17 protein-coding genes and 1 pseudogene are annotated in these 19,977 nt (G+C 70.3%); 9 read left to right on the top strand and 9 right to left on the bottom strand.

All coding sequences use genetic code 11. The features are described 5' to 3' along the window. Nucleotides 1-34: 34 nt before the first annotated feature. The 3 genes from pyk to pta all read right to left on the bottom strand — a co-directional run bounded on the left by pyk (nucleotide 35) and on the right by pta (nucleotide 4,869). Nucleotides 35-1,462 (bottom strand): pyruvate kinase, encoded by a 1,428-nt coding sequence (gene pyk, locus ACFVYN_RS34445; RefSeq protein ID WP_390005820.1) that lies wholly within the window; start codon nucleotides 1,460-1,462, stop codon nucleotides 35-37. Between the two features lie 114 nt (nucleotides 1,463-1,576). Continuing rightward, complete coding sequence (locus ACFVYN_RS34440) at nucleotides 1,577-2,779, bottom strand: acetate kinase (RefSeq protein ID WP_390005818.1); 1,203 nt, start codon at nucleotides 2,777-2,779, stop codon at nucleotides 1,577-1,579. Then, entirely contained in the window at nucleotides 2,776-4,869 is a 2,094-nt protein-coding gene (pta, locus tag ACFVYN_RS34435) for a phosphate acetyltransferase (RefSeq protein WP_390005816.1), read from the bottom strand. Before pta ends, ACFVYN_RS34440 begins: the two co-directional genes overlap by 4 nt. 183 nt (nucleotides 4,870-5,052) lie before the next feature. Here pta and ACFVYN_RS34430 point away from each other — a divergent pair, with 183 nt between their 5' ends. Beyond that, complete coding sequence (locus ACFVYN_RS34430; RefSeq protein WP_381341474.1) at nucleotides 5,053-6,078, top strand: ATP-dependent 6-phosphofructokinase; 1,026 nt, start codon at nucleotides 5,053-5,055, stop codon at nucleotides 6,076-6,078. A gap of 38 nt (nucleotides 6,079-6,116) precedes the next feature. Here ACFVYN_RS34430 and ACFVYN_RS34425 read toward each other — a convergent pair whose 3' ends face one another. Further along, nucleotides 6,117-6,821 carry a helix-turn-helix domain-containing protein gene (locus tag ACFVYN_RS34425; RefSeq protein WP_390005813.1) on the bottom strand — a complete coding sequence of 235 codons (705 nt, stop codon included), beginning with the start codon at nucleotides 6,819-6,821 and terminating at the stop codon, nucleotides 6,117-6,119. A 187-nt stretch (nucleotides 6,822-7,008) separates the two neighbouring features. Between ACFVYN_RS34425 and ACFVYN_RS34420 the strand changes: the two genes are divergently transcribed. After that, on the top strand, nucleotides 7,009-7,458 hold the full coding sequence (locus ACFVYN_RS34420; protein WP_390005811.1) for a PPOX class F420-dependent oxidoreductase: 450 nt from the start codon (nucleotides 7,009-7,011) through the stop codon (nucleotides 7,456-7,458). A gap of 216 nt (nucleotides 7,459-7,674) precedes the next feature. Here ACFVYN_RS34420 and ACFVYN_RS34415 read toward each other — a convergent pair whose 3' ends face one another. Next, nucleotides 7,675-8,361, bottom strand: a complete 687-nt coding sequence (locus tag ACFVYN_RS34415) for a response regulator (RefSeq protein WP_390005809.1) — start codon at nucleotides 8,359-8,361, stop codon at nucleotides 7,675-7,677. Beyond that, entirely contained in the window at nucleotides 8,358-10,157 is a 1,800-nt protein-coding gene (locus tag ACFVYN_RS34410; RefSeq protein WP_390005808.1) for an ATP-binding protein, read from the bottom strand. The genes ACFVYN_RS34415 and ACFVYN_RS34410 overlap by 4 nt, the downstream gene beginning before the upstream one ends. A 151-nt stretch (nucleotides 10,158-10,308) precedes the next feature. Between ACFVYN_RS34410 and ACFVYN_RS34405 the strand changes: the two genes are divergently transcribed. Beyond that, complete coding sequence (locus ACFVYN_RS34405; protein ID WP_390005806.1) at nucleotides 10,309-11,685, top strand: cation:dicarboxylate symporter family transporter; 1,377 nt, start codon at nucleotides 10,309-10,311, stop codon at nucleotides 11,683-11,685. Between the two features lie 135 nt (nucleotides 11,686-11,820). Here the strand turns inward: ACFVYN_RS34405 and ACFVYN_RS34400 are convergent, their stop codons facing one another. After that, on the bottom strand, nucleotides 11,821-12,438 hold the full coding sequence (locus ACFVYN_RS34400; RefSeq protein ID WP_390005805.1) for a TetR/AcrR family transcriptional regulator: 618 nt from the start codon (nucleotides 12,436-12,438) through the stop codon (nucleotides 11,821-11,823). A 110-nt stretch (nucleotides 12,439-12,548) separates the two neighbouring features. Between ACFVYN_RS34400 and ACFVYN_RS34395 the strand changes: the two genes are divergently transcribed. Both ACFVYN_RS34395 and ACFVYN_RS34390 read left to right on the top strand, forming a co-directional pair. Continuing rightward, a complete protein-coding gene (locus ACFVYN_RS34395) occupies nucleotides 12,549-14,219 on the top strand; it encodes an MFS transporter (protein ID WP_390005803.1) in 1,671 nt (556 codons plus the stop codon). A gap of 76 nt (nucleotides 14,220-14,295) precedes the next feature. Further along, on the top strand, nucleotides 14,296-15,096 hold the full coding sequence (locus ACFVYN_RS34390) for a DUF2127 domain-containing protein (protein ID WP_390005801.1): 801 nt from the start codon (nucleotides 14,296-14,298) through the stop codon (nucleotides 15,094-15,096). Nucleotides 15,097-15,116: 20 nt separating this feature from the next. On the opposite strand, the pseudogene ACFVYN_RS34385 reads toward ACFVYN_RS34390, so the two are convergent. Both ACFVYN_RS34385 and ACFVYN_RS34380 read right to left on the bottom strand, forming a co-directional pair. Then, nucleotides 15,117-15,200 (bottom strand): annotated as a pseudogene (locus tag ACFVYN_RS34385) (MarR family transcriptional regulator); the annotation flags it as partial. Between the two features lie 372 nt (nucleotides 15,201-15,572). Then, nucleotides 15,573-16,490 (bottom strand): NAD-dependent epimerase/dehydratase family protein, encoded by a 918-nt coding sequence (locus ACFVYN_RS34380; RefSeq protein WP_390005799.1) that lies wholly within the window; start codon nucleotides 16,488-16,490, stop codon nucleotides 15,573-15,575. A 45-nt stretch (nucleotides 16,491-16,535) separates the two neighbouring features. Here ACFVYN_RS34380 and ACFVYN_RS34375 point away from each other — a divergent pair, with 45 nt between their 5' ends. From ACFVYN_RS34375 to ACFVYN_RS34360, 4 genes are all read left to right on the top strand, one after another. Continuing rightward, entirely contained in the window at nucleotides 16,536-17,045 is a 510-nt protein-coding gene (locus ACFVYN_RS34375) for an Lrp/AsnC family transcriptional regulator (protein WP_390005797.1), read from the top strand. A 29-nt stretch (nucleotides 17,046-17,074) separates the two neighbouring features. Next, the gene (locus tag ACFVYN_RS34370; protein ID WP_390005842.1) at nucleotides 17,075-17,503 is read left to right on the top strand and encodes a MerR family transcriptional regulator; all 429 of its coding nucleotides are present in this window, start codon (nucleotides 17,075-17,077) and stop codon (nucleotides 17,501-17,503) included. Next, complete coding sequence (locus ACFVYN_RS34365; protein ID WP_390005795.1) at nucleotides 17,500-17,832, top strand: thioredoxin family protein; 333 nt, start codon at nucleotides 17,500-17,502, stop codon at nucleotides 17,830-17,832. Before ACFVYN_RS34370 ends, ACFVYN_RS34365 begins: the two co-directional genes overlap by 4 nt. A gap of 189 nt (nucleotides 17,833-18,021) precedes the next feature. Continuing rightward, nucleotides 18,022-19,977, top strand: a 1,956-nt coding sequence (locus tag ACFVYN_RS34360; protein ID WP_390005840.1) for a HelD family protein, incomplete at its 3' end; no start/stop codon positions are given.

The raw sequence follows: 19,977 nt of genomic DNA, 5'->3' as shown, positions 1-19,977 counted from the left end.
GGGGGCGCCCTCGATGTCGTTGTCGTACGGCTTCTTACTCTGCCGCGCCGCTCAGGTGATGCACCCGCAGCATGTTCGTGGTGCCGGCGACGCCGGGGGGTGAGCCGGCGGTGATGATGACGATCTCGCCCGGGTTGAAGCGGTTGATCTTGGCGATCTCCTGGTCGACCATGTCGACCATCTCGTCCGTGGTGTTCACGAACGGCACCACGTGGGACTCCACGCCCCAGCTGAGCGCCAGCTGGTTGCGGGTGTTCTCGTCGGTGGTGAAGGCGATGATCGGCTGCTGCGCGCGGTAGCGCGACAGGCGGCGGGCGGTGTCGCCGGACTGGGTGAAGGCCACCAGGCCCCGGCCGCCGAGGAAGTCGGCGATCTCGCAGGCCGCTCGGGCCACCGAACCGCCCTGGGTGCGGGGCTTCTTGCCGGGGACCAGCGGCTGCAGGCCCTTCGACATCAGCTCCTGCTCGGCCGCGACGACGATCTTCGACATCGTCTTCACGGTCTCGATCGGGTACGCGCCCACGCTCGACTCCGCCGACAGCATGACCGCGTCCGCGCCGTCCAGGATCGCGTTGGCGACGTCGGACGCCTCGGCGCGCGTGGGGCGGGAGTTGGTGATCATCGACTCCATCATCTGGGTCGCCACGATCACCGGCTTGGCGTTGCGGCGGCACAGCTCGATGAGGCGCTTCTGCACCATGGGGACCTTCTCGAGCGGGTACTCGACGGCCAGGTCACCGCGGGCCACCATGACAGCGTCGAACGCCATCACGACGTCCTCCATGTTGTCCACCGCCTGCGGCTTCTCCACCTTGGCGATGACGGGGACCCGGCGGCCCTCCTCGTCCATCACCTTGTGGACGTCGGCCACGTCCCCCGCGTCCCGGACGAAGGACAGCGCGACCATGTCGCAGCCCATGCGCAGCGCGAAGCGGAGGTCCTCGACGTCCTTCTCGCTCAGCGCCGGGACGTTCACCGCCGCGCCGGGCAGGTTGATGCCCTTGTGGTCGGAGACGACACCGCCCTCGATGACCATCGTCTTGACCCGCGGGCCCTCGACGTCCAGGACCTTCAGCTCGACGTTGCCGTCGTTGATGAGGATCTGGTCGCCGCGGGAGACGTCACCGGGCAGGCCCTTGTAGGTCGTCCCGCAGATGGTCTTGTCACCCGGGACGTCCTCGGCGGTGATGACGAACTCGTCACCGCGCTCCAGTTCCACCGGACCCTCGGCGAAGGTCTCCAGGCGGATCTTAGGGCCCTGCAGGTCGGCGAGGACACCGATGGCCCGGCCGGTCTCCTTGGCGGCGGCACGGACGCGGTCGTACCGCCCCTGGTGCTCGGCGTGGGTGCCGTGGCTGAAGTTGAAACGGGCCACGTTCATGCCGGCCTCGATCAGCGAGACCAGCATCTCGTGGGAGTCGACCGCAGGGCCGAGAGTACAGACGATTTTCGAACGGCGCATGGAGCGATCCTATCGGTTTGTTTCGCTGCGGAATATTCCGTCTTGCGGAAGTACAAATGGGCGGAACGCCGCTCAGCTGGGTTACCGCTCAGTCGCCACGCGGCGGGCCGCAAATCAATGCCCCGCGACCAGCGCGTAGGTCTGCGTCGCGATTTCCAGTTCTTCGTCGGTCGGCACCACGGCGACCTTCACCCGCGCGTCCGCGGGCGAGATCAGCCGCGGTTCGTCGCTGCGTACGGCGTTGAGCTCGCGGTCCACCGCCAGGCCCAGGGTCTCCAGGCCCGCCACGGCGGCCTCCCGCACCGGTGCCGCGTTCTCGCCGACCCCGGCGGTGAACGCGATCGCGTCCACCGTACCGAGAACGGCGTAATAGGCGCCGATGTACTTCTTCAGACGGTGAATGTAGATGTCGAAGGCGAGCGCGGCCTGCTCGTCACCCTCCTCGATCCGGCGCCGAATCTCCCGCATGTCGTTGTCACCGCAGAGGCCGACCAGTCCGCTCTTCTTGTTGAGAAGAGTGTCGATTTCGTCGATGGACATTTTGCCAACGCGCGCCAAATGGAAGATGACGGCCGGATCGGTGTCTCCGGAGCGCGTACCCATCACGAGTCCCTCCAAAGGCGTCAGCCCCATGGAGGTGTCCACGCACCGGCCTGCCCGGACCGCGGAGGCGCTCGCGCCGTTGCCCAGGTGCAGCACGATCAGGTTGACGTCCTCGGGCGCCCTGCCGAGCAGCTTCGCGGTCGCCCGGGACACGTACGCGTGCGAGGTGCCGTGGAAGCCGTAGCGCCGGACGCGGTGCGCGTCGGCGGTCTCCACGTCGATCGCGTAGCGGGCCGCGGACTCCGGCATCGTGGTGTGGAACGCGGTGTCGAACACGGCGACCTGGGGCAGGTCCGGGCGCAGCGCCCGCGCGGTGCGGATGCCGGTGAGGTTGGCCGGGTTGTGCAGCGGGGCGACCGGGATCAGCCGCTCGATCTCGGCGAGCACGGTCTCGTCGATCACCGTCGGCTCGGTGAAGGTCTTGCCGCCGTGCACGACCCGGTGCCCGATGGCGGCCAGCTCGGGGGAGTCCAGTCCGAGGCCGTCCTTCGACAGCTCCTGTGCCACGGCCTTCAGCGCGGCGTCGTGGTCGGCGATCGGGCCGGTCCACTCCCGCGACTCGCCACTCTGGGGGATGTGCTTCAACCGGGCGGACTGCTCCCCGATGCGCTCGACGAGTCCCATGGCCGGCCTGCTGCTGTCCCGCATGTCGAGCAGCTGGTACTTCACCGACGAGGAGCCGGAGTTGAGGACGAGGACACGGGTGGCGCTCACTGGGCGGTGACTTTCTCTGCGGGAGCGGTCTGGGCCTGGATCGCCGTGATGGCGACGGTGTTGACGATGTCCGAGACCAGGGCGCCCCGGGACAGGTCGTTGACGGGCTTGCGCAGGCCCTGGAGCACCGGCCCGACGGCGATCGCGCCGGCCGAACGCTGCACGGCCTTGTAGGTGTTGTTGCCCGTGTTGAGGTCCGGGAAGATCAGGACCGTCGCCTGCCCGGCCACGTCCGACTCCGGCAGCTTGGTCTCCGCTACGGTCGGCTCGACCGCGGCGTCGTACTGGATCGGCCCCTCGATCTTCAGGTCGGGGCGCCGCTGCCGTACCAGCTCGGTGGCCTCGCGCACCTTGTCCACGTCGGCGCCCGAGCCCGACGTACCGGTGGAGTACGACAGCATCGCGATCCGCGGCTGCACGCCGAACTGCTCGGCGGTCGCCGCCGACTGGATGGCGATGTCGGCGAGCTGCACGGCGTCGGGGTCGGGGTTCACGGCACAGTCGCCGTACACCAGCACCTTGTCGGCCAGGCACATGAAGAAGACCGACGAGACGATGTCGGCGTCCGGCTTGGTCTTGATGATCTCGAAGGCCGGGCGGATCGTCGCCGCCGTGGAGTGCACCGAGCCGGACACCATGCCGTCGGCGAGGCCCTCCTGGACCATCAGCGTGCCGAAGTAGTTCACGTCGGAGACGACGTCGTAGGCGAGCTCGACGGTGACGCCCCGGTGGGCCCGCAGGGCCGCGTACTTCTCGGCGAAGGCGTCGCGCAGTTCGGAGGTCGCCGGGTCGATGAGCCGGCAGTCGCCGAGGTCGATGCCGAGGTCGGCGGCCTTCTTGCGGATCTGGTCGACCGGGCCGAGCAGCGTGAGGTCGCAGACGCCCCGGCGCAGCAGGACCTCGGCCGCGTGCAGCACGCGCGGCTCGGTGCCCTCGGGCAGGACCACGCGGCGCTTGTCGGAGCGGGCCGCCTCCAGGAGCTTGTGCTCGAACATCATCGGCGTGAGGCGGTCGCTGCTCGGCGCGGAGACCCGGCGGGCGAGCTCGGCGGTGTCGGCGTACCGCTCGAAGAGGCCGAGCGCGGTCTCCGCCTTGCGGGGCGTGGTCGCGCTCAGCTTCCCTTCCAGCGCGAAGAGTTCGGCGGCCGTGGGGAAGCTGTTGCCCGCCACCGAGAGCACCGGGGTGCCGGGAGCGAGGCGGGCCGCGAGGGTGAGGACGGCGTCGCTCGGGACCTCGTTCAGGGTGAGCAGCACCCCGGCTATCGGCGGGGTCCCGGCGCTGTGCGCGGCGAGCGAGCCGACGACCAGGTCCGCGCGGTCGCCCGGGGTGACCACCAGGCAGCCCGGGGTCAGGGCGTTCAGGAAGTTCGGCAGCATCGCGCCGCCGAACACGAAGTCCAGCGCGTCCCGGGCGAGCCCGGAGTCGTCGCCGAGGATCACCTTCGCGCCGAGCGCCTGGCCGATCTGGGCGACGGTGGGCGCGGCGAGCGCGGGCTCGTCCGGCACGACGTAACAGGGCACCGGCATCCGGCCCCGCAGCCGCTCGGCGATCTCGTCGCGGTCCTCGCGGGCCACCCGGTTGGTGACCATGGCGAGGACGTCGCAGCCCAGGCTGTCGTAGGCCCGGTAGGCGTTGCGGGTCTCCGCGAGCACCGACTCGGCGGGCTGGGTGCGACCGCCCACGACGGGAATCACCGAGGCGCCGAACTCGTTGGCGAGCCGGGCGTTGAGCGCGAGCTCGTCAGGGAGCTGGGTGTCGGCGAAGTCGGTGCCGAGGACCAGGACGACGTCGAAGTCGCGGGCCACCTTGTGGAAGCGGTCCACGAGGGTGGAGACCAGCTCGTCGGTGCCGCGCTCGGCCTGCAGCGCGGAGGCCTCGTGGTAGTCGAGGCCGTAGACGGTGGCCGGGTCCTGGGTGAGCCGGTAGCGGGCGCGCAGCAGCTCGAAGAGCCGGTCGGGACTGTGGTGCACCAGCGGCCGGAACACCCCCACCCGGTCGACCTGGCGGGTCAGGAGCTCCATCACCCCCAGCTCGACGACCTGGCGGCCGTCGCCGCGGTCGATCCCGGTCACGTACACGCTGCGGGTCACGCGAGCTCACTCCGTTTCCTGGACGGCATAAAAATCGCCCACCTAGGTGAGCAGAACCCTCTTGACAGTACCCCGATCGATGGATAAGGCGCCCGTCAGCACGGCATGCGACGGTGCTGCGCGGGACGTGAAAGAATCGGACCTGGCTCACCGGTATCAACAGCGAGCAGGAGACACAGCACGATGCGCATCGGAGTTCTCACCGCCGGCGGCGACTGCCCGGGTCTGAACGCAGTGATCCGGTCGGTCGTGCACCGAGCGGTCGACAATTACGGCGACGAGGTCATCGGCTTCGAGGACGGCTACTCCGGCCTCCTGGACGGCCGCTACCGTGCCCTCGACCTGGACAGCGTCAGCGGCATCCTGGCCCGCGGCGGCACCATCCTCGGCTCCTCCCGCCTGGAGCGCGACCGGCTGCGCGAGGCGTGCGAGAGCGCCTCCGACATGATCCACGAGTTCGGCATCGACGCGCTGATCCCGATCGGCGGCGAAGGCACTCTCACGGCCGCCCGCATGCTGTTCGACGCGGGTCTTCCGGTCGTCGGTGTCCCGAAGACGATCGACAACGACATCTCCTCCACCGACCGCACCTTCGGCTTCGACACCGCGGTCGGCGTCGCCACCGAGGCGATGGACCGCCTCAAGACCACCGCCGAGTCCCACCAGCGCGTGATGGTCGTCGAGGTCATGGGCCGGCACGCGGGCTGGATCGCCCTGGAGTCCGGCATGGCCGCCGGCGCCCACGGCATCTGCCTGCCCGAGCGCCCCTTCGACCCGGCCGACCTGGTCAAGATGGTCGAGGAGCGCTTCGCCCGCGGCAAGAAGTTCGCGGTGGTCTGCGTCGCCGAGGGCGCCCACCCCGCCGAGGGCAGCATGGACTACGGCACGGGCGAGATCGACAAGTTCGGCCACGAGCGCTTCCAGGGCATCGGCACGGCCTTGGCGTACGAACTGGAGCGCCGGCTTGGCAAGGAGGCCAAGCCGGTCATCCTCGGGCATGTGCAGCGCGGCGGTGTCCCCACCGCGTACGACCGGGTCCTCGCCACCCGCTTCGGCTGGCACGCGGTGGAGGCCGCGCACCGGGGCGAGTTCGGCCGGATGACCGCGCTCAAGGGCACCGACATCGTGATGGTGCCGCTCGCGGAGGCGGTCACCGAGCTGAAGACGGTCCCGAAGGACCGGATGGACGAGGCGGAGTCGGTCTTCTAGGCACGCGTCCTCAGACACGCGTCAGGGCGGTCGCCGTTCTACGGCCGTGTCTCGACCGCCTCCCAGAAGCGCTCCACGATCTCGTCCAGGAACTCCTGGCCGGCCTCGCCGGAGCGTTCGCCGCCCCCGCCCCAGCTCAGGGTGGACACCATCTGCCCCTGGTACTGCCGGTGCAGATCCATGAGGGTCTCCTCCACCAGGCGCCGGTCCAGTGGCACGATCTTCGCGATCTGACGGACGTAGGCCTGCCAGCGGGTGCTGACCGCCCCGCGCAGGCATTCGGCGAGCCGTCTCTCGCGTCCGGTGACGGCGACGAAGTCCGGCAGAGTCAGCTCCAGCAGGTCGGCGAGGGCGGCGGACTGGCGGTCGGTGCCGCGCCACTCGTCGTGCTCCTCCATGGCGAGGTAGGCGAGCAGTTCGAGCCCCACGGCACGGGCGACGTCCTCGGGGGCGATACCGCGCGAGACGCGGTGCTCGCGCAGGGTGCGGGGGCGGCCGATGAGTTCACCGGGGGAGCACCACAACACGCCCGCGAGAGCGGTGAGTTCCGGACTGGTGGGGCAGAGGGTCCCGCGTTCCCAGGCGACGACGAGATCAGGGGTGACGTAGGGGAGCCCGTACGAGACGCGCAGCCCGTAGGCCACGTGCTCGGGCCCCATGCCGAGAGCGACACGGAGTCTGCGGGCGGTGAGGTTGTCGAAGGGCGGTCCGGGCTGGTTCGGCAGGGCTGGGGGTCGGCGCACGGGCCACAAGTTAGGGGCGCGGGCGTGCGGTGACTACGGTCTGTTCGGCCAGTATCACGGATTGTGCGAACCTACGGTTTCGGCCGTGGGTTCGGGCCGGCCGAAGATCGTCTGTCGGCGGGGCGGGCGGCGTGGCGAGGATGGCGCCGGGTGCCCGGACGGGTGGCCGGAAAGAGGTGCGATCTTCGTGTACGAGGTGAATGGCAAGGTAGAGGGGCATATTCGCGAGCGGCTGCTGGCGCCGAACTTCTGGCATCTGGCGACCGTCGGTCCGGACGGAGCGCCGCAGGTCTCGCCCATGTGGGCGGACCTCGAAGGTGAGTACGTCATGGTCAACACCGCGATCGGACGTGTGAAGGAACAAAACCTGCGGCGCAATCCGAACCTTTCCCTCTCCCACCACGACCCCGAGAACCCCTACGACCGCGTCGAGATCCGGGGCCGGGTGGTGCGGTTCGTGGAGGGCGAGGAGGCGGAGCGCTCCATGGACCGCCTCACGCAGAAGTACATCGGTGAGGAGCGCTATCCGTGGCTGCTGGCGGGCGAGCGGCGGGTGATGCTGCTGATCGAGCCGGTACGGGTGCGCAGGGTGGTGGGGGTGGAGCCGTTCCGGCCGGGGGTGCTGCCCGAGGAGTGACCACGCGCTGCCGGGGCCGGGGCGGCTTGCCGCCTCAGTACCTCGCCGGCGCCCGACGGACGACGGCTGGGTTCCGGGTCGTGTACTCGGCCCGCTGTGCGGAGTGGCACCCGCGTCCTGCGGGTTTCTACCTCGGCTGCGTCCGGCAGTCGGCGGCCGTGTGTGAACGTAAGAGGAGTGGTCCAGTCCCGTCAATGACCGTGCAGCAGCCCGGACTTACGGGTTCTTGACCCACCGGTACTGCAACTCCGGGCGCCCCACTGTCCCGTACTGCGGGCTGCGGGCCGCCCGGCCGGCGTCGACCAGATGCTCCAGGTAGCGGCGGGCGGTGATCCGGGAGATGCCGACCACCTCGGCGAGACCGGTCGCGGTGAGCCCCTCCGCGCAGTCCCGCAGTGCCACCGTCACGCGCTCCAGGGTCGGCGCGCTGAGTCCCTTGGGCAGGGCGGCCGGGCCCGGCGCCCGGAGTGTGGCCAGCGCGCGGTCCACCTCCTCCTGACCGCTCGCCTCACCGGCCGACGCGTGGAACTCCGCGTACCGGATCAGCCGGTCGCGCAGGGTGGCGAAGGTGAACGGCTTCAGCACGTACTGCACGACCCCCAGCGAGACGCCCTCCCGGACGACCGTCAGGTCCCGGGCCGACGTCACCGCTATCACGTCCGCCTGATGCCCGGCCGCGCGCAGCTGACGGGCCAGCTGGAGGCCGTGCCCGTCCGGCAGATGCAGATCGAGCAGGAGCAGGTCCACGGCCGTACGGTCCAGCAGCCGCCGGGCCTCGGCACCGGTGTGCGCCTTGCCCACGGCCGTGAAGCCGGGGACGCGGTTGACGTACAGTACATGCGCGTCGGCGGCGACCGGATCGTCCTCGACGACCAGGACACGGATGGGCTGCGGGCCGGTCATATGTGGCCTCCGGGGAGGGTGGCACCTTCGGGGGCCGGGGAGCCGCTGGGCGGCGGGGGGTCTTCCGGAGCTGTGGCGTTTGCGGGGGCCGGGGGGCTGTCCGGGGTTGTGGTGTGTTCGGGGGCGGTAGGGCTTTCCGCGACCGTCGAGGCTTCCCGGAGCGTGGTGCTTTCGGGCTCACCCCCCAGAGGGAGCCGTACCTCGAACTCCGCGCCGCCGCCCTCGGCCTCCGCCACCGTCAGGGTTCCCTTGCAGCGGTTGACCGTCTGACGTACGAGGGCGAGGCCCAGGCCGCGGCCGCCCGGGCCCGCCGGCTTCGTCGAGAAGCCGCGCTGGAAGACCGCCTCGGCATGGGCCGGATCGACGCCCGCGCCGGTGTCCGAGACCCGCAGGACCAGCCCGCGGCCCGCCGCGCCCTCCGTGCCGTCCGTGTATGCCGTCACCGTCACCCGCGCCCGCACGCTGCCCTGCGCCGCGTCCACCGCGTTGTCGATGAGGTTGCCGAGGATCGTGACCAGGTCCCGGGCCGGTAGCGACGGCGGGAGCAGGCCGTCGTCCAGGCGGCTGTCCTCCGACACGACCAACTCCACGCCCCGCTCGTTCGCCTGCGCGGTCTTGCCCAGCAGCAGGGCGGCCAGCACCGGTTCGCTCACCGCCGCCACCACCTGGTCCGTGAGCGCCTGCGCCAGCTCCAGCTCCGCCGTCGCGAAGTCCACCGCCTGTTCCGCGCGGCCCAGTTCGATCAGCGAGACGACCGTGTGCAGCCGGTTCGCCGCCTCGTGGGCCTGGGAGCGCAACGCCTGGGTGAAGCCACGCTCGGAGTCCAACTCGCCCATCAGAGACTGGAGTTCGGTCACATCACGCAGGGTGGCCACGGTGCCGCGCTGCTCTCCGCCGGAGACCGGGGAGGTGTTGACGACCAGCACCCGCGCGGACGTCAGATGGACCTCGTCGACCCGCGGCTCCGAGGAGAGCAGCGCACCCGTCAGCGGCGCCGGCAGTCCGAGGTCCGCCACCGACCGTCCGATCACCCCGTCCTGAGAGGACACCCCCAGCAACTCCCGTCCGCCGTCGTTGATCAGCGCGACACGGTACTGCCCGTCCAGCATCAGCAGCCCCTCGCGCACCGCGTGCAGGGCGGCCTGGTGATAGTCGTGCATCCGGCTGAGCTCGGCCGCGTTCATGCCGTGGGTGTGCCGGCGCAGGCGGGCGTTGATGACGTAGGTCCCGATGGCACCGAGCGCGAGCGCGCCGCCCGCGACGCCGAGCAGCGCGGTGAGCTGGCCCTGCACCCGCTCGCTGATCTTCTCCACCTGGATGCCGGCGCTGACCAGCCCGATGACCTTGTCGTGGTCGTCCTCGACCGGAGTGACCGCCCGGACCGAGGCGCCCAGGGTGCCGGTGTAGGTCTCCGTGAAGGTGTGGCCCTTGAGCGCGCGCTCGGTGTTGCCGAGGAAGTGCCTGCCGATCTGGTCCTTGTCCGGGTGGGTCCAGCGGATGCCCTGCGGACTCATGATCGTGACGAAGTCGACGTCGGTGTCGGCCATGACCCGCAGCGCGTACGGCTGGAGCCGTGCCGTCGGGTTCGGCGTGCCGATGGCCTCCCGCACGGACGGCGAGTCCGCGACCGCCCGCGCCACGGCCTTGGCCTGAACACGCGCCGCGTCCTTGGCCTGGCCCCGGTCACTGACGTAGGTGAACAGCGCGTACCCCGCCACGACCACGGCGATCAGCACGGCCTGCATGGCGAAGAGCTGGGCCGCGAGGCTCCGGGGTCTCGGTACGGGGATGCGCATGTCGTCAGTGTGCCTCCATGGCTGATTGTGAACTAAATGAACGGAAGGGTGACCGCCCTCACAGGGCGGGAGATAGTCACGGCATTCCTTCGAAAGCCCGGACGTGAGCCGCACGCCGGTCATACCGACGAAGACGTCAAGGAGGGCAGCCGTGGCCGCCAGCACCCCCGACAGGGCACCCGCAGTCAAAAAGGACCGCACCCACTACCTGTACATCGCGGTGATCGTCGCGGTTGCCCTCGGTATCACCGTCGGTCTGGTCGCCCCCGACTTCGCGGTCGAGCTGAAGCCGATCGGCACCGGGTTCGTGAACCTGATCAAGATGATGATCTCGCCGATCATCTTCTGCACGATCGTGCTCGGTATCGGATCGGTACGGAAGGCCGCCAAGGTCGGCGCCGTCGGCGGTATCGCCCTGCTCTACTTCACGATCATGTCGCTGGTCGCCCTGGGCATCGGCCTGGTCGTCGGCAACATCCTGGAGCCGGGGACGGGCCTCGCGGTGACCGACGCGATCAAGAACGCCGGCCACGCACAGGTGGACGCGGAGGCCAAGGACACCACCGAGTTCCTGCTCGGCATCATCCCGACCACGATCGTCTCCGCCTTCACCGAGGGCGAGGTCCTCCAGACCCTGCTCATCGCGCTGCTCGCCGGCTTCGCGCTGCAGGCCATGGGCTCGGCCGGGCAGCCGGTCCTGCGCGGGGTCGAGCACATCCAGCGGCTCGTGTTCCGCATCCTCGCCATGGTGATGTGGGCCGCCCCGATCGGCGCGTTCGGTGCCATGGCGGCGGTGGTCGGTTCCGCGGGCGTCGACGCCCTCAAGAGCCTCGCCGTCCTGATGCTCGGCTTCTACGTCACCTGTTTCCTGTTCGTCTTCATCGTGCTCGGCGTCATGCTGCGGCTGATCGCGGGCCTGAACATCCTCACGCTCTTCAAGTACCTGGGCCGTGAGTTCCTGCTGATCCTGTCGACCTCGTCGTCCGAGTCCGCCCTGCCGCGGCTCATCGCGAAGATGGAGCACCTGGGCATCAGCAAGCCGGTGGTCGGCATCACCGTCCCGACCGGTTACTCCTTCAACCTCGACGGCACCATGATCTACATGACCATGGCGTCCTTGTTCATCGCCGACGCCATGGGTACGCCGATGTCGGTCGGCGAGCAGATCCCGCTGCTGCTCTTCCTGTTCGTGGCCTCCAAGGGCGCGGCCGGTGTCACCGGCGCCGGCATGGCGACCCTCGCGGGCGGTCTCCAGTCGCACAAGCCCGCCCTGGTGGACGGCATCGGCCTGATCGTCGGCATCGACCGCTTCATGAGCGAGGCGCGCGCCCTGACCAACTTCGCGGGCAACGCCGTCGCCACCGTCCTGATCGGCACCTGGACCAAGGAGATCGACCGCGAGCGCGTCGACCTGGTGCTCGCCGGCCACCTGCCCTTCGACGAGAAGACGCTCCTGGACCACGACGACGAGGACGTCACGGCGGACATCCCCGAGCAGGGCGGCGAGAAGGAGCTGGCCAAGGCCTGAGCGGCCGGACGCCGACGGCCGTACGGCCACACCAAGCCGAGCCGGGCCCGACCTGAACCCGGGCCCGGCTCCCGCCCCGGGCGGCCGAGTACTCCCCCGTAGCTCGGCCGCCCGGACCCACTCCCGAAGAACAGCTCAGTCGCTCAGTTTCGCCACCAGCGCGGTGGCCAGAGAGGCGGGTACGCCCGCCGCGGTCAGAACGGTGACCGCGGCGGAGCGGCCCGCCTCTTCCGCGTCCAGCAGCCCGTCGTTCACCGCCTGCATCACCGCGAACATCATGTGCTCGTGGACGTACGCCAGCGCGGGCGCGGGCAGCGGTGAGACGAAGACGCCCTCGTCCAGGCCGCGCCGGAGCAGTTCGGTGGAGGCTTGGCGCACGGGGGCGAGCCGCTCGATGATGCCCTCCATGGTGACGCTGCGCTGGGCGAGCGCGACCAGGATGCGATAGCGGTCGGCGACCTTCCAGACCGCGAGCACGGAGCCCGCCACCGCCTGCGCCAGATCGTCGATCCCCTCGCGTCCCGCCGCGTCCGCGGCCGCCACCGCCTCCACGGCCCCGTCGACGAGCGTGCTGATCAGTGCCTCACGGCTGGGGAAGTGGCCGTACACGGTTCGCCGTACGACGCCCGCGGCGCGCGCGATCTGGTCCATGGACGCGTCGGGGTCGCGCAGCAGCTCGGCGAGTGCGACATCGAGGATGTGGCGGCGGTTGGCTTCGGCGCGACTGGAGTGGCCCGTGGTCATGGGCGCCATTGTGCCCCTACCGACGGAACTTGCACAGTGCTGTGCAGTCGACGTACATTGCACAGTATTGAGCAAATGCACATCGCTGTGCAAGACCGCTGAGGAAGGCCACCCCTGCCATGCGACTCGTCATGACCGAACCGGTCGAGAAGAGGGAGCGCCCCTACGCCCGCCGCTGGTGGGCCCTTCTCGTCCTCTGCCTCAGCCTGCTGATCATCGTGATGGCGAACACCGCACTCACGGTCGCCGCCCCCGACATGACCGAGGACCTCGGGCTGTCGAGCGCGGACCTCCAGTGGGTCATCGACGGCTACACCGTCCCGTACGCGGCCCTGATGCTGCTGTTCGGTGCGATCGGCGACAAGTACAGCCGCCGCGGCGCGCTCCTGCTGGGGCTCGGGGTCTTCGGCGGCGGCGCGGTCTTCGGATACTTCGCCGACAGTGCCGCGACCATCATCGCGGCCCGCGCGGTGATGGGAGCCGGCGCCGCGATGATCATGCCGGCCACGCTGTCCCTGCTCGCCGCGACCTTCCCGCGCGGCGAGCGCGCCAAGGCGATCACCGTGTGGACCGCCACCTCCGGCGTGGCGATCGCGGCCGGTCCGCTGGTCGCGGGCGCGCTCCTGGAGCACCACGCCTGGACGTCGACGTTCCTGATCAACGTCCCGATAGCGGCCGTCGCGATCGTCGCGGCCCTCGTCCTCGTCCCGCCCTCCAAGGCCGCGCAGCACGGCCGTATCGACTATGTCGGCGGCCTGCTGTCGGTCGTGTGGATCGGCGCGCTGGTCTACATGATCATCGAGGGGCAGCACTTCGGCTGGCACGCCAAGGCGATCGCCGCCGCGGTGGTCGCGGGCACCGGTCTCGCGCTCTTCGTCGTCCGGGAGCTTCGCCACCCGCGCCCCGTCGTCGACGTCCGCCGCTTCACCGACCGCGGCTTCGCGGGAGCCAACCTCGCCGTCGCCCTGTTCTTCCTGGCCGTCTTCGGTGCCTTCTACTACCTCACCCAGCACCTCCAGTTCGTCCTCGGCTACAGCGCCCTGGAGACCGGCCTGCGCATGCTGCCGCTGGCCGGCGCGGTCTTCGTCGGCTCGGCCCTGACCGGGTTCCTCACCCCGCGGGTCGGCATGAAGTGGACGGTCACCGCGGGCATGGTCGGCGGCACGGCGGCCCTCGCGCTGCTCACCCGGATTGACGCGAGTTCGTCGTACGGCGATCTCGTCGCGCCCCTGATGGTGCTGGGCCTGGCGATCGGCCTCGCCCTCTCGCCCGCCACGGACGCGATCATGGGAGCCTTCCCCGAGTCGGAACTGGGCGTCGGCGGCGCGGTGAACGACACCTCGATCGAACTCGGCGGCTCGCTCGGCATCGCGATCCTCGGCTCGCTGCTGGCGACCTCCTACGCGGACCACCTCTCCGACGCCACCGCCGGCAGCGGGGTCCCGGCCGCCGGCCTGTCCTCCGCCCAGGACTCCGTCGGCGCCGGATACACCGTCGCGCAGGGCATCGGCGAGAAGGCCCAGCAGGTCGCGGCGCAAGCCGCCCAGGCCACCGACCCGCAGCAGGCCGCTCAGCTGAAGGCGCAGGCCGGGCAGCTCGCCTCCGGCGCCCGGCAGCTGGCGGACGCGGTCGGCTCGTCCTTCTCCGACGCGGTGGCGCACACCAGCCTGATCGGGGCGGTCGTGCTGGGTGTCGGGACGGTCCTGGTCGCGGTGCTCCTGCCCGGCCGCACGTCCGCGGAGCCCGCCCCCCGGGCCGAGGAGAAGAAGGAACTGGTCGACACCCACTGACTCACCAAACTCTTACCCCGCCCCACTAGCGTGCCGTCCCCGGACGGCACGCTCTTTCATCGGAGGCACACGGGGGATGAAGATCGACTGGGATCGGCGGACGTGCGCACGCCGCGGGCATGTGACGTACGCGCCGGACGAACCCCGCCTCAGGGAGCGGCTGCATGTCGAGACCGCCGTGGGCGGGGCGTGGCGCTGCCTGCGCTGCGGCGACTTCGCCCTCGGTGAGCCGCACGGCTCGGGGCCCGCGGACCACGCGCCCCTTGTCCCGCGCGGCAAGGTGCTCAGGGACCTGTTCGTGTTGCGCTTCCTCGCGCTCGAGCGGGCGGTGCGCGGGGTGTTCATCGTGCTGGCCGCGGTGGCGGTGTGGAAGTTCAGCAACAGCCAGGACGCGGTGCGCCGGCTCTTCGACGAGTATCTCGACGTCTTCCGGCCGGTGTTCCGCCACTTCCACTACGACCTCGACCACTCACCGATCGTCGACAGCGTCCAGAAGGCGTTCGGGTACAAGCACAACACCCTGGTCCTGGTGGCCGTGCTGCTGCTGGCCTACGCCCTCATCGAGCTCGTCGAGGCGGTCGGCCTCTGGTACGCCAAGCGCTGGGCGGAGTACCTGACGGTGGTGGCGACGGCCGCCTTCCTCCCGCTGGAGATCTACGAACTCACCGAGCGCATCAGCTGGTTGAAGATCGCCACACTGTTCCTCAACATCCTCGCCGTCCTCTACATCCTGCTCGCCAAGCGCCTGTTCGGCCTGCGCGGCGGACACCGGGCCTTCGAGGAGGAACGGCACAGCGCGTCACTGCTCGAGGTGAAGGAGGCCGGTGAGCTGAGCGAACTCAGCGCATCGGGTCAGGGGTCCCGGCACCGCCCCTAGGGCCCTGGCCTCCTGGCCCTCTAGGCCCAGGGATCGGTGATCTCCCGGAGCAGCGTCAGCGCCTCGCGCAGCTGCTTCATACGGCGCCCGCCGAGGTGTTCCTCCCCTGCCGAAGGCGCGGCTCGTCGCGACCGACATCGAGTGGACGCGCGGGACCGGGGAGGAGATCCGCGGTCCGATCACCTCCCTGCTCCTGCTGCTCACGGGTCGCCCGGAGGCGGCCCGGCAGTGGGCCGAAGGTGCCGGGGAGCCGTGGAGGGGGGGTCACGGTTTCCCGGGGTGCCTAGTGGCGCCTACGGGGGTGCCGGTCCGGGTGGTCGGGCGGATGCGGGTGCGTCGTGGCCGGTCGCGCAGTTCCCCGCGCCCCTGGAGGGTTGCCGTCACCCCGTGCCACTACGAACTGTTCGCCATTCCCCTGCGCCCCATCGCGCGTCCCCACGGGCCGTCAGTCGAGTGCCATGCCCAGGCGCCGTAAGTCAGGTTTCCTTTTCCTTTCCCAGGGTTTCGGCCACGGCCCGCGGCAGCCATTGGTGTACGTCGTCGAAGGAGAAGCCGAGGCGGGTGGCCCGGGAGTTGTCCATGGCGTAGGAGCGGGCGAAGGAGAACGGTGAGACCTCGCCGATCTCGACCAGTTGGAGGAGGGTCTTGCCCTCGGGGAAGTGCGCGGCGACCGCCCTGCACAACTCCTCCGTGAACAGCAGCCCGTGGGAGGCCGCGTTCACCGGACCGGTGAAGTCCTGGCCCACCGTCCAGGCGAGGAAGTCGGCGATCTCCTCGACGTGGATGTAGGTGGCGGGCTGGTTGTCGACGGGGACGGCGATGGGCTCGCCGGTGCGGATGCGGTCGGCGTAGTGGGTGAGCCGCCCGGTGAAGTCGTCGTCGCCGCCCAGGACGTGGGCCACGCGGACCGCCGTAAAGGGAAAGGCGGGGTCCGCCGCGAAAACGGATTCCGCCTGCCGCTTTCCCTCGCCGTAATGGGAATCGAGGAATGCGGGGTCGTCCCAGGGAAGGCCGACATCGACGGATACGGTCGTCGGGTCGACGGCGTCCTCCCGTACGGGGGCGATCGAGTCCTCGTACTCGTACACCTCCACCGTCGAAGTCATCACATAGCGCCGGGCGCGTCCGGCGAAGACCCGGCGGGCGATCGCCGCCTGGCGCGGGGTGTAGCAGACCTGGTCCACCACGACGTCGAAGGTGCGTGAGCCCACGGCACCGCCCAAAGAGCTTTCGTCGTCGCGGTCGGCCAGCAGGTGGACCGCCCCGGGCGGGGGTGCGGACGAGCCCCGGTTGAGGACCGTGACCCGGTCGCCGGCGGCCAGCAGCCGTGTGATCAGGCGCTTGCCGATATAGCGGTTGCCACCGATGACGAGTACCTCTCGTGGGGTTTTCATGACCATAATTCTCCCGGCGTACAGCGGAGTGTTGAAGGGGGAACCATGGGAGTTCAGGCGGCCGCACCGAAAGAATCTCGGCATCTGCGTCCCGCCACCGACGAAACCTCGGTGACCTTCGACGCGCTGGACCGGCAGATCCTGGAGCTCCTCCAGACCGACGGCCGGATCAAGTTCAGCGAGCTGGGGCGCCGGGTGCGGCTGAGCCCGGCGGCGGTCACCGAGCGGCTGCGGCGGCTGGAGGCGGCGGGCGTGATCGGCGGCTACGGCGCCCACGTGGTCCCGGCCCGGCTCGGCTACGGCATCCAGGCGTTCATCCGGGTCAGCCCGCACGGCGGCTACACCCTGAGGCATCCGAGGACCCTGGAACTGCTGGAGCGCCCCGAGATCACCGAGGTGCACCACGTGGTCGGCGAGGACTGCTGGATCCTCAAGGTCGCCGTCCGCGACACCGTCCACCTGGAGGAGGTCCTCGAAGCGGTCTCCGCCCTCGGGCGCACCACGACCTCGATCGTGCTGACCTCTCCGGTGCAGCGCAAACCGCTCTTGCCTTGACGTCGGCGTAAAGGATTACGTTCGTGGACATGCGAATCGGCGAGCTGGCCGCACGGGCCGGGACCACGACGCGGACGCTGCGCTACTACGAGGCGCGGGGCCTGCTGCCCGCGCGGCGCGGCCACAACGGATACCGGACCTACGACGAGGACGACCTGAAGCTGCTCCGGCAGATCCGGACGCTCCAGGACTTCGGGTTCGACCTGGAGGAGACGCGGCCGTTCGTGGAGTGTCTGCGGGCCGGCCATCCCGAGGGCGACTCGTGCCCCGCCTCGCTCGCGGTCTACCGGCGCAAGCTCGGTGAACTGGACGCGCTGATCGGTGAGTTGCAGACCGTGCGCGCCCAGGTCGGGCAGCAGCTGGAGCGGGCCGAGCGGGCGCGTGACGGGCTCGCCGCCGACGCGGAGGTTCCGGGCGGTCCGGAGCCGGAGTGCGAACTGGGAGGGATCCACAGGTGATCAAGGCAGCGGGTGTGGCCGAGGTGACGGACGCGGACTTCGGGACGGAGGTGCTCGGGGCGGAGCTGCCGGTGCTGGTGGAGTTCACCGCCGACTGGTGTCCGCCGTGCCGGCAGATGGGGCCGGTGCTCGCGGCTCTCGCCGCGGAGGAGGGCGAGCGGCTCAAGGTGGTCCAGCTGGACGTCGACACCAATCCGCTGACCACGAACGCCTACAAGGTGCTCTCGATGCCCACCTTCATGGTGTTCCGGGGCGGGGAGCCGGTGCGGTCGATGGTGGGTGCGAGGCCCAAGCGGCGGCTGCTGGAGGAACTGACGGACGTCCTGTGAGCCCCATGAGCTGACGCACCTACAGAGAAATACCCCGAGCGATTGCGCTCGGGGTATTTCTCTGCGTATATTCGATGATTCGCGACCTTATCGCTGCGCCTTAACGGCATGGGTCGCAAAGAAGCTCAGTGAGCACAGTATATCCGGGCGGGAGTGGAATTGTCAAACACCGGCTTTCCGGACGATGAATTGCGGCAGGAACAGGAATTCATCGACGGGCTGTACGCACATGTGGACGCCCTGCGCGGCGACACCGAGGTCTCCGTCACGGACGCGCTCGCCCAGGGCAACACCCCCATGCAGGCCCGCCTGGAGCGGGACATCCTGGTCGCCGAGCGCTCGGGGCTGCTGGCCGCGCTGAACGCGGTCGACGGCTCCCTCTGCTTCGGCCGGATCGACCTCACCTCGGGCACCACCCATCACATCGGCCGGATCGGCCTGCGCACCGAGGACGCCGAACGCACCCCGATCCTCATCGACTGGCGGGCCGACGTCGCCCGCCCCTTCTACCTGGCCACCGGCCACACCCCGATGGGCCTGCGCCGCCGTCGGCACATCGGCACCGAGGGCCGCCGGGTGACGGACCTGCACGACGAGATCCTCGACCTCGGCGACCAGGAGAGGACCGGCCACGAGGACCCGAGCGGTGACGCCGTCCTGCTCGCCGCGCTCAACTCCGCGCGCACCGGCCGCATGAGCGACATCGTGCAGACCATCCAGGCCGAGCAGGACGAGATCATCCGCGCGCCCCACCGCGGGGTGCTGGTGGTCGAGGGCGGGCCGGGCACCGGCAAGACGGCCGTCGCCCTGCACCGGGCCGCGTATCTCCTGTACGAGCACCGGGAGTTGCTGGCCAAGCGGGCCGTGCTGATCGTCGGCCCCAACCCCGCCTTCCTCGGCTACATCGGCGAGGTGCTGCCCTCGCTGGGCGAGACCGGTGTGCTGCTCGCGACGGTCGGGGAGCTCTTCCCCGGCGTGAAGGCCACGGAGACCGACAGCCGGGTGGCGGCCGCGGTGAAGGGGCGTGCCGCCATGGCGGACGTCCTCGCCGACGTCGTACGCGACTGGCAGGCCCTGCCCGACCCGGTGATCGCCATCGAGCACGACCGCGAGATCCTCATGCTCGACGACGGCCTGGTGAAGGTCGCCCGTGAGAAGACCCGCGCCGCCCGGCTGCCGCACAACGTCGCGCGCGAGCACTTCGAGGGCCACATCCTCAACACGCTCACCGACATGGTCGCCGAACGCATCGGCACGGACCCGTTCGACGGCACGATCCTGCTGGACCCGAGCGACATCACGCAGATCCGCGACGAACTCGCCGAGAACCCCGAGGTCTGGGCCGCCATCGACCAGTTGTGGCCGCGCCTGACGCCGCAGCGACTGGTCGCCGACTTCCTCGCCGATCCGGTGGGCTATATCCCCGACGAGGACGCGGCCGCCATCCGCCGCCCGGTGACCCGGGGCTGGACGGTGGCGGACGTGCCGCTGCTCGACGAGGCGGCCGAACTCCTCGGTGTGGACGAGCGGTTGGCGCGGGCCCGGGCCGACCGTGAGCGCGAGACACAGGTCGCGTACGCGCAGGGCGTGCTGGACGTGTCGTACGCCTCGCGGACCTACGAGTTCGACGACAAGGACGAGGAGGACTCCGAGGTCCTGTCCGCGCACGACATCATCGACGCCGAGCGGTTCGCCGAACGGCAGGAGGAGGACGACCACCGCAGTGCCGCCGAGCGCGCGGCGGCCGACCGCACCTGGGCGTTCGGGCACATCATCGTCGACGAGGCGCAGGAACTGTCGCCGATGGCCTGGCGGTTGCTCATGCGGCGCAGCCCGACCCGCTCGATGACCCTGGTCGGCGACCCGGCGCAGACCGCGGAGGCGGCGGGCGTGGGTTCCTGGCAGAAGATCCTGGAGCCGTACGTCCAGGACCGCTGGGAGCACGCGAGGCTGGGCGTCAACTACCGCACCCCGGCCGAGATCATGGAGCTCGCGGCGGCCGTGGTGCGCGCCTCGGACCCCGGCTTCGAGCCGCCCAGCTCGGTGCGGTCGACCGGGGTACGGCCCTGGGTGCGGGCGACCGACGACCTGCCCGGCGCGGTCGCGGAGGCGGTGCAGGAGCTGACCCCCGCCGAGGGGCGGCTG

Origin of the sequence: Streptomyces sp. NPDC058307 (assembly GCF_042880295.1) — a bacterium.
In the GTDB taxonomy this organism is placed as follows: Bacteria; Actinomycetota; Actinomycetes; order Streptomycetales; family Streptomycetaceae; genus Streptomyces.
This window is presented reverse-complemented; position numbering and strand designations above follow the sequence as displayed.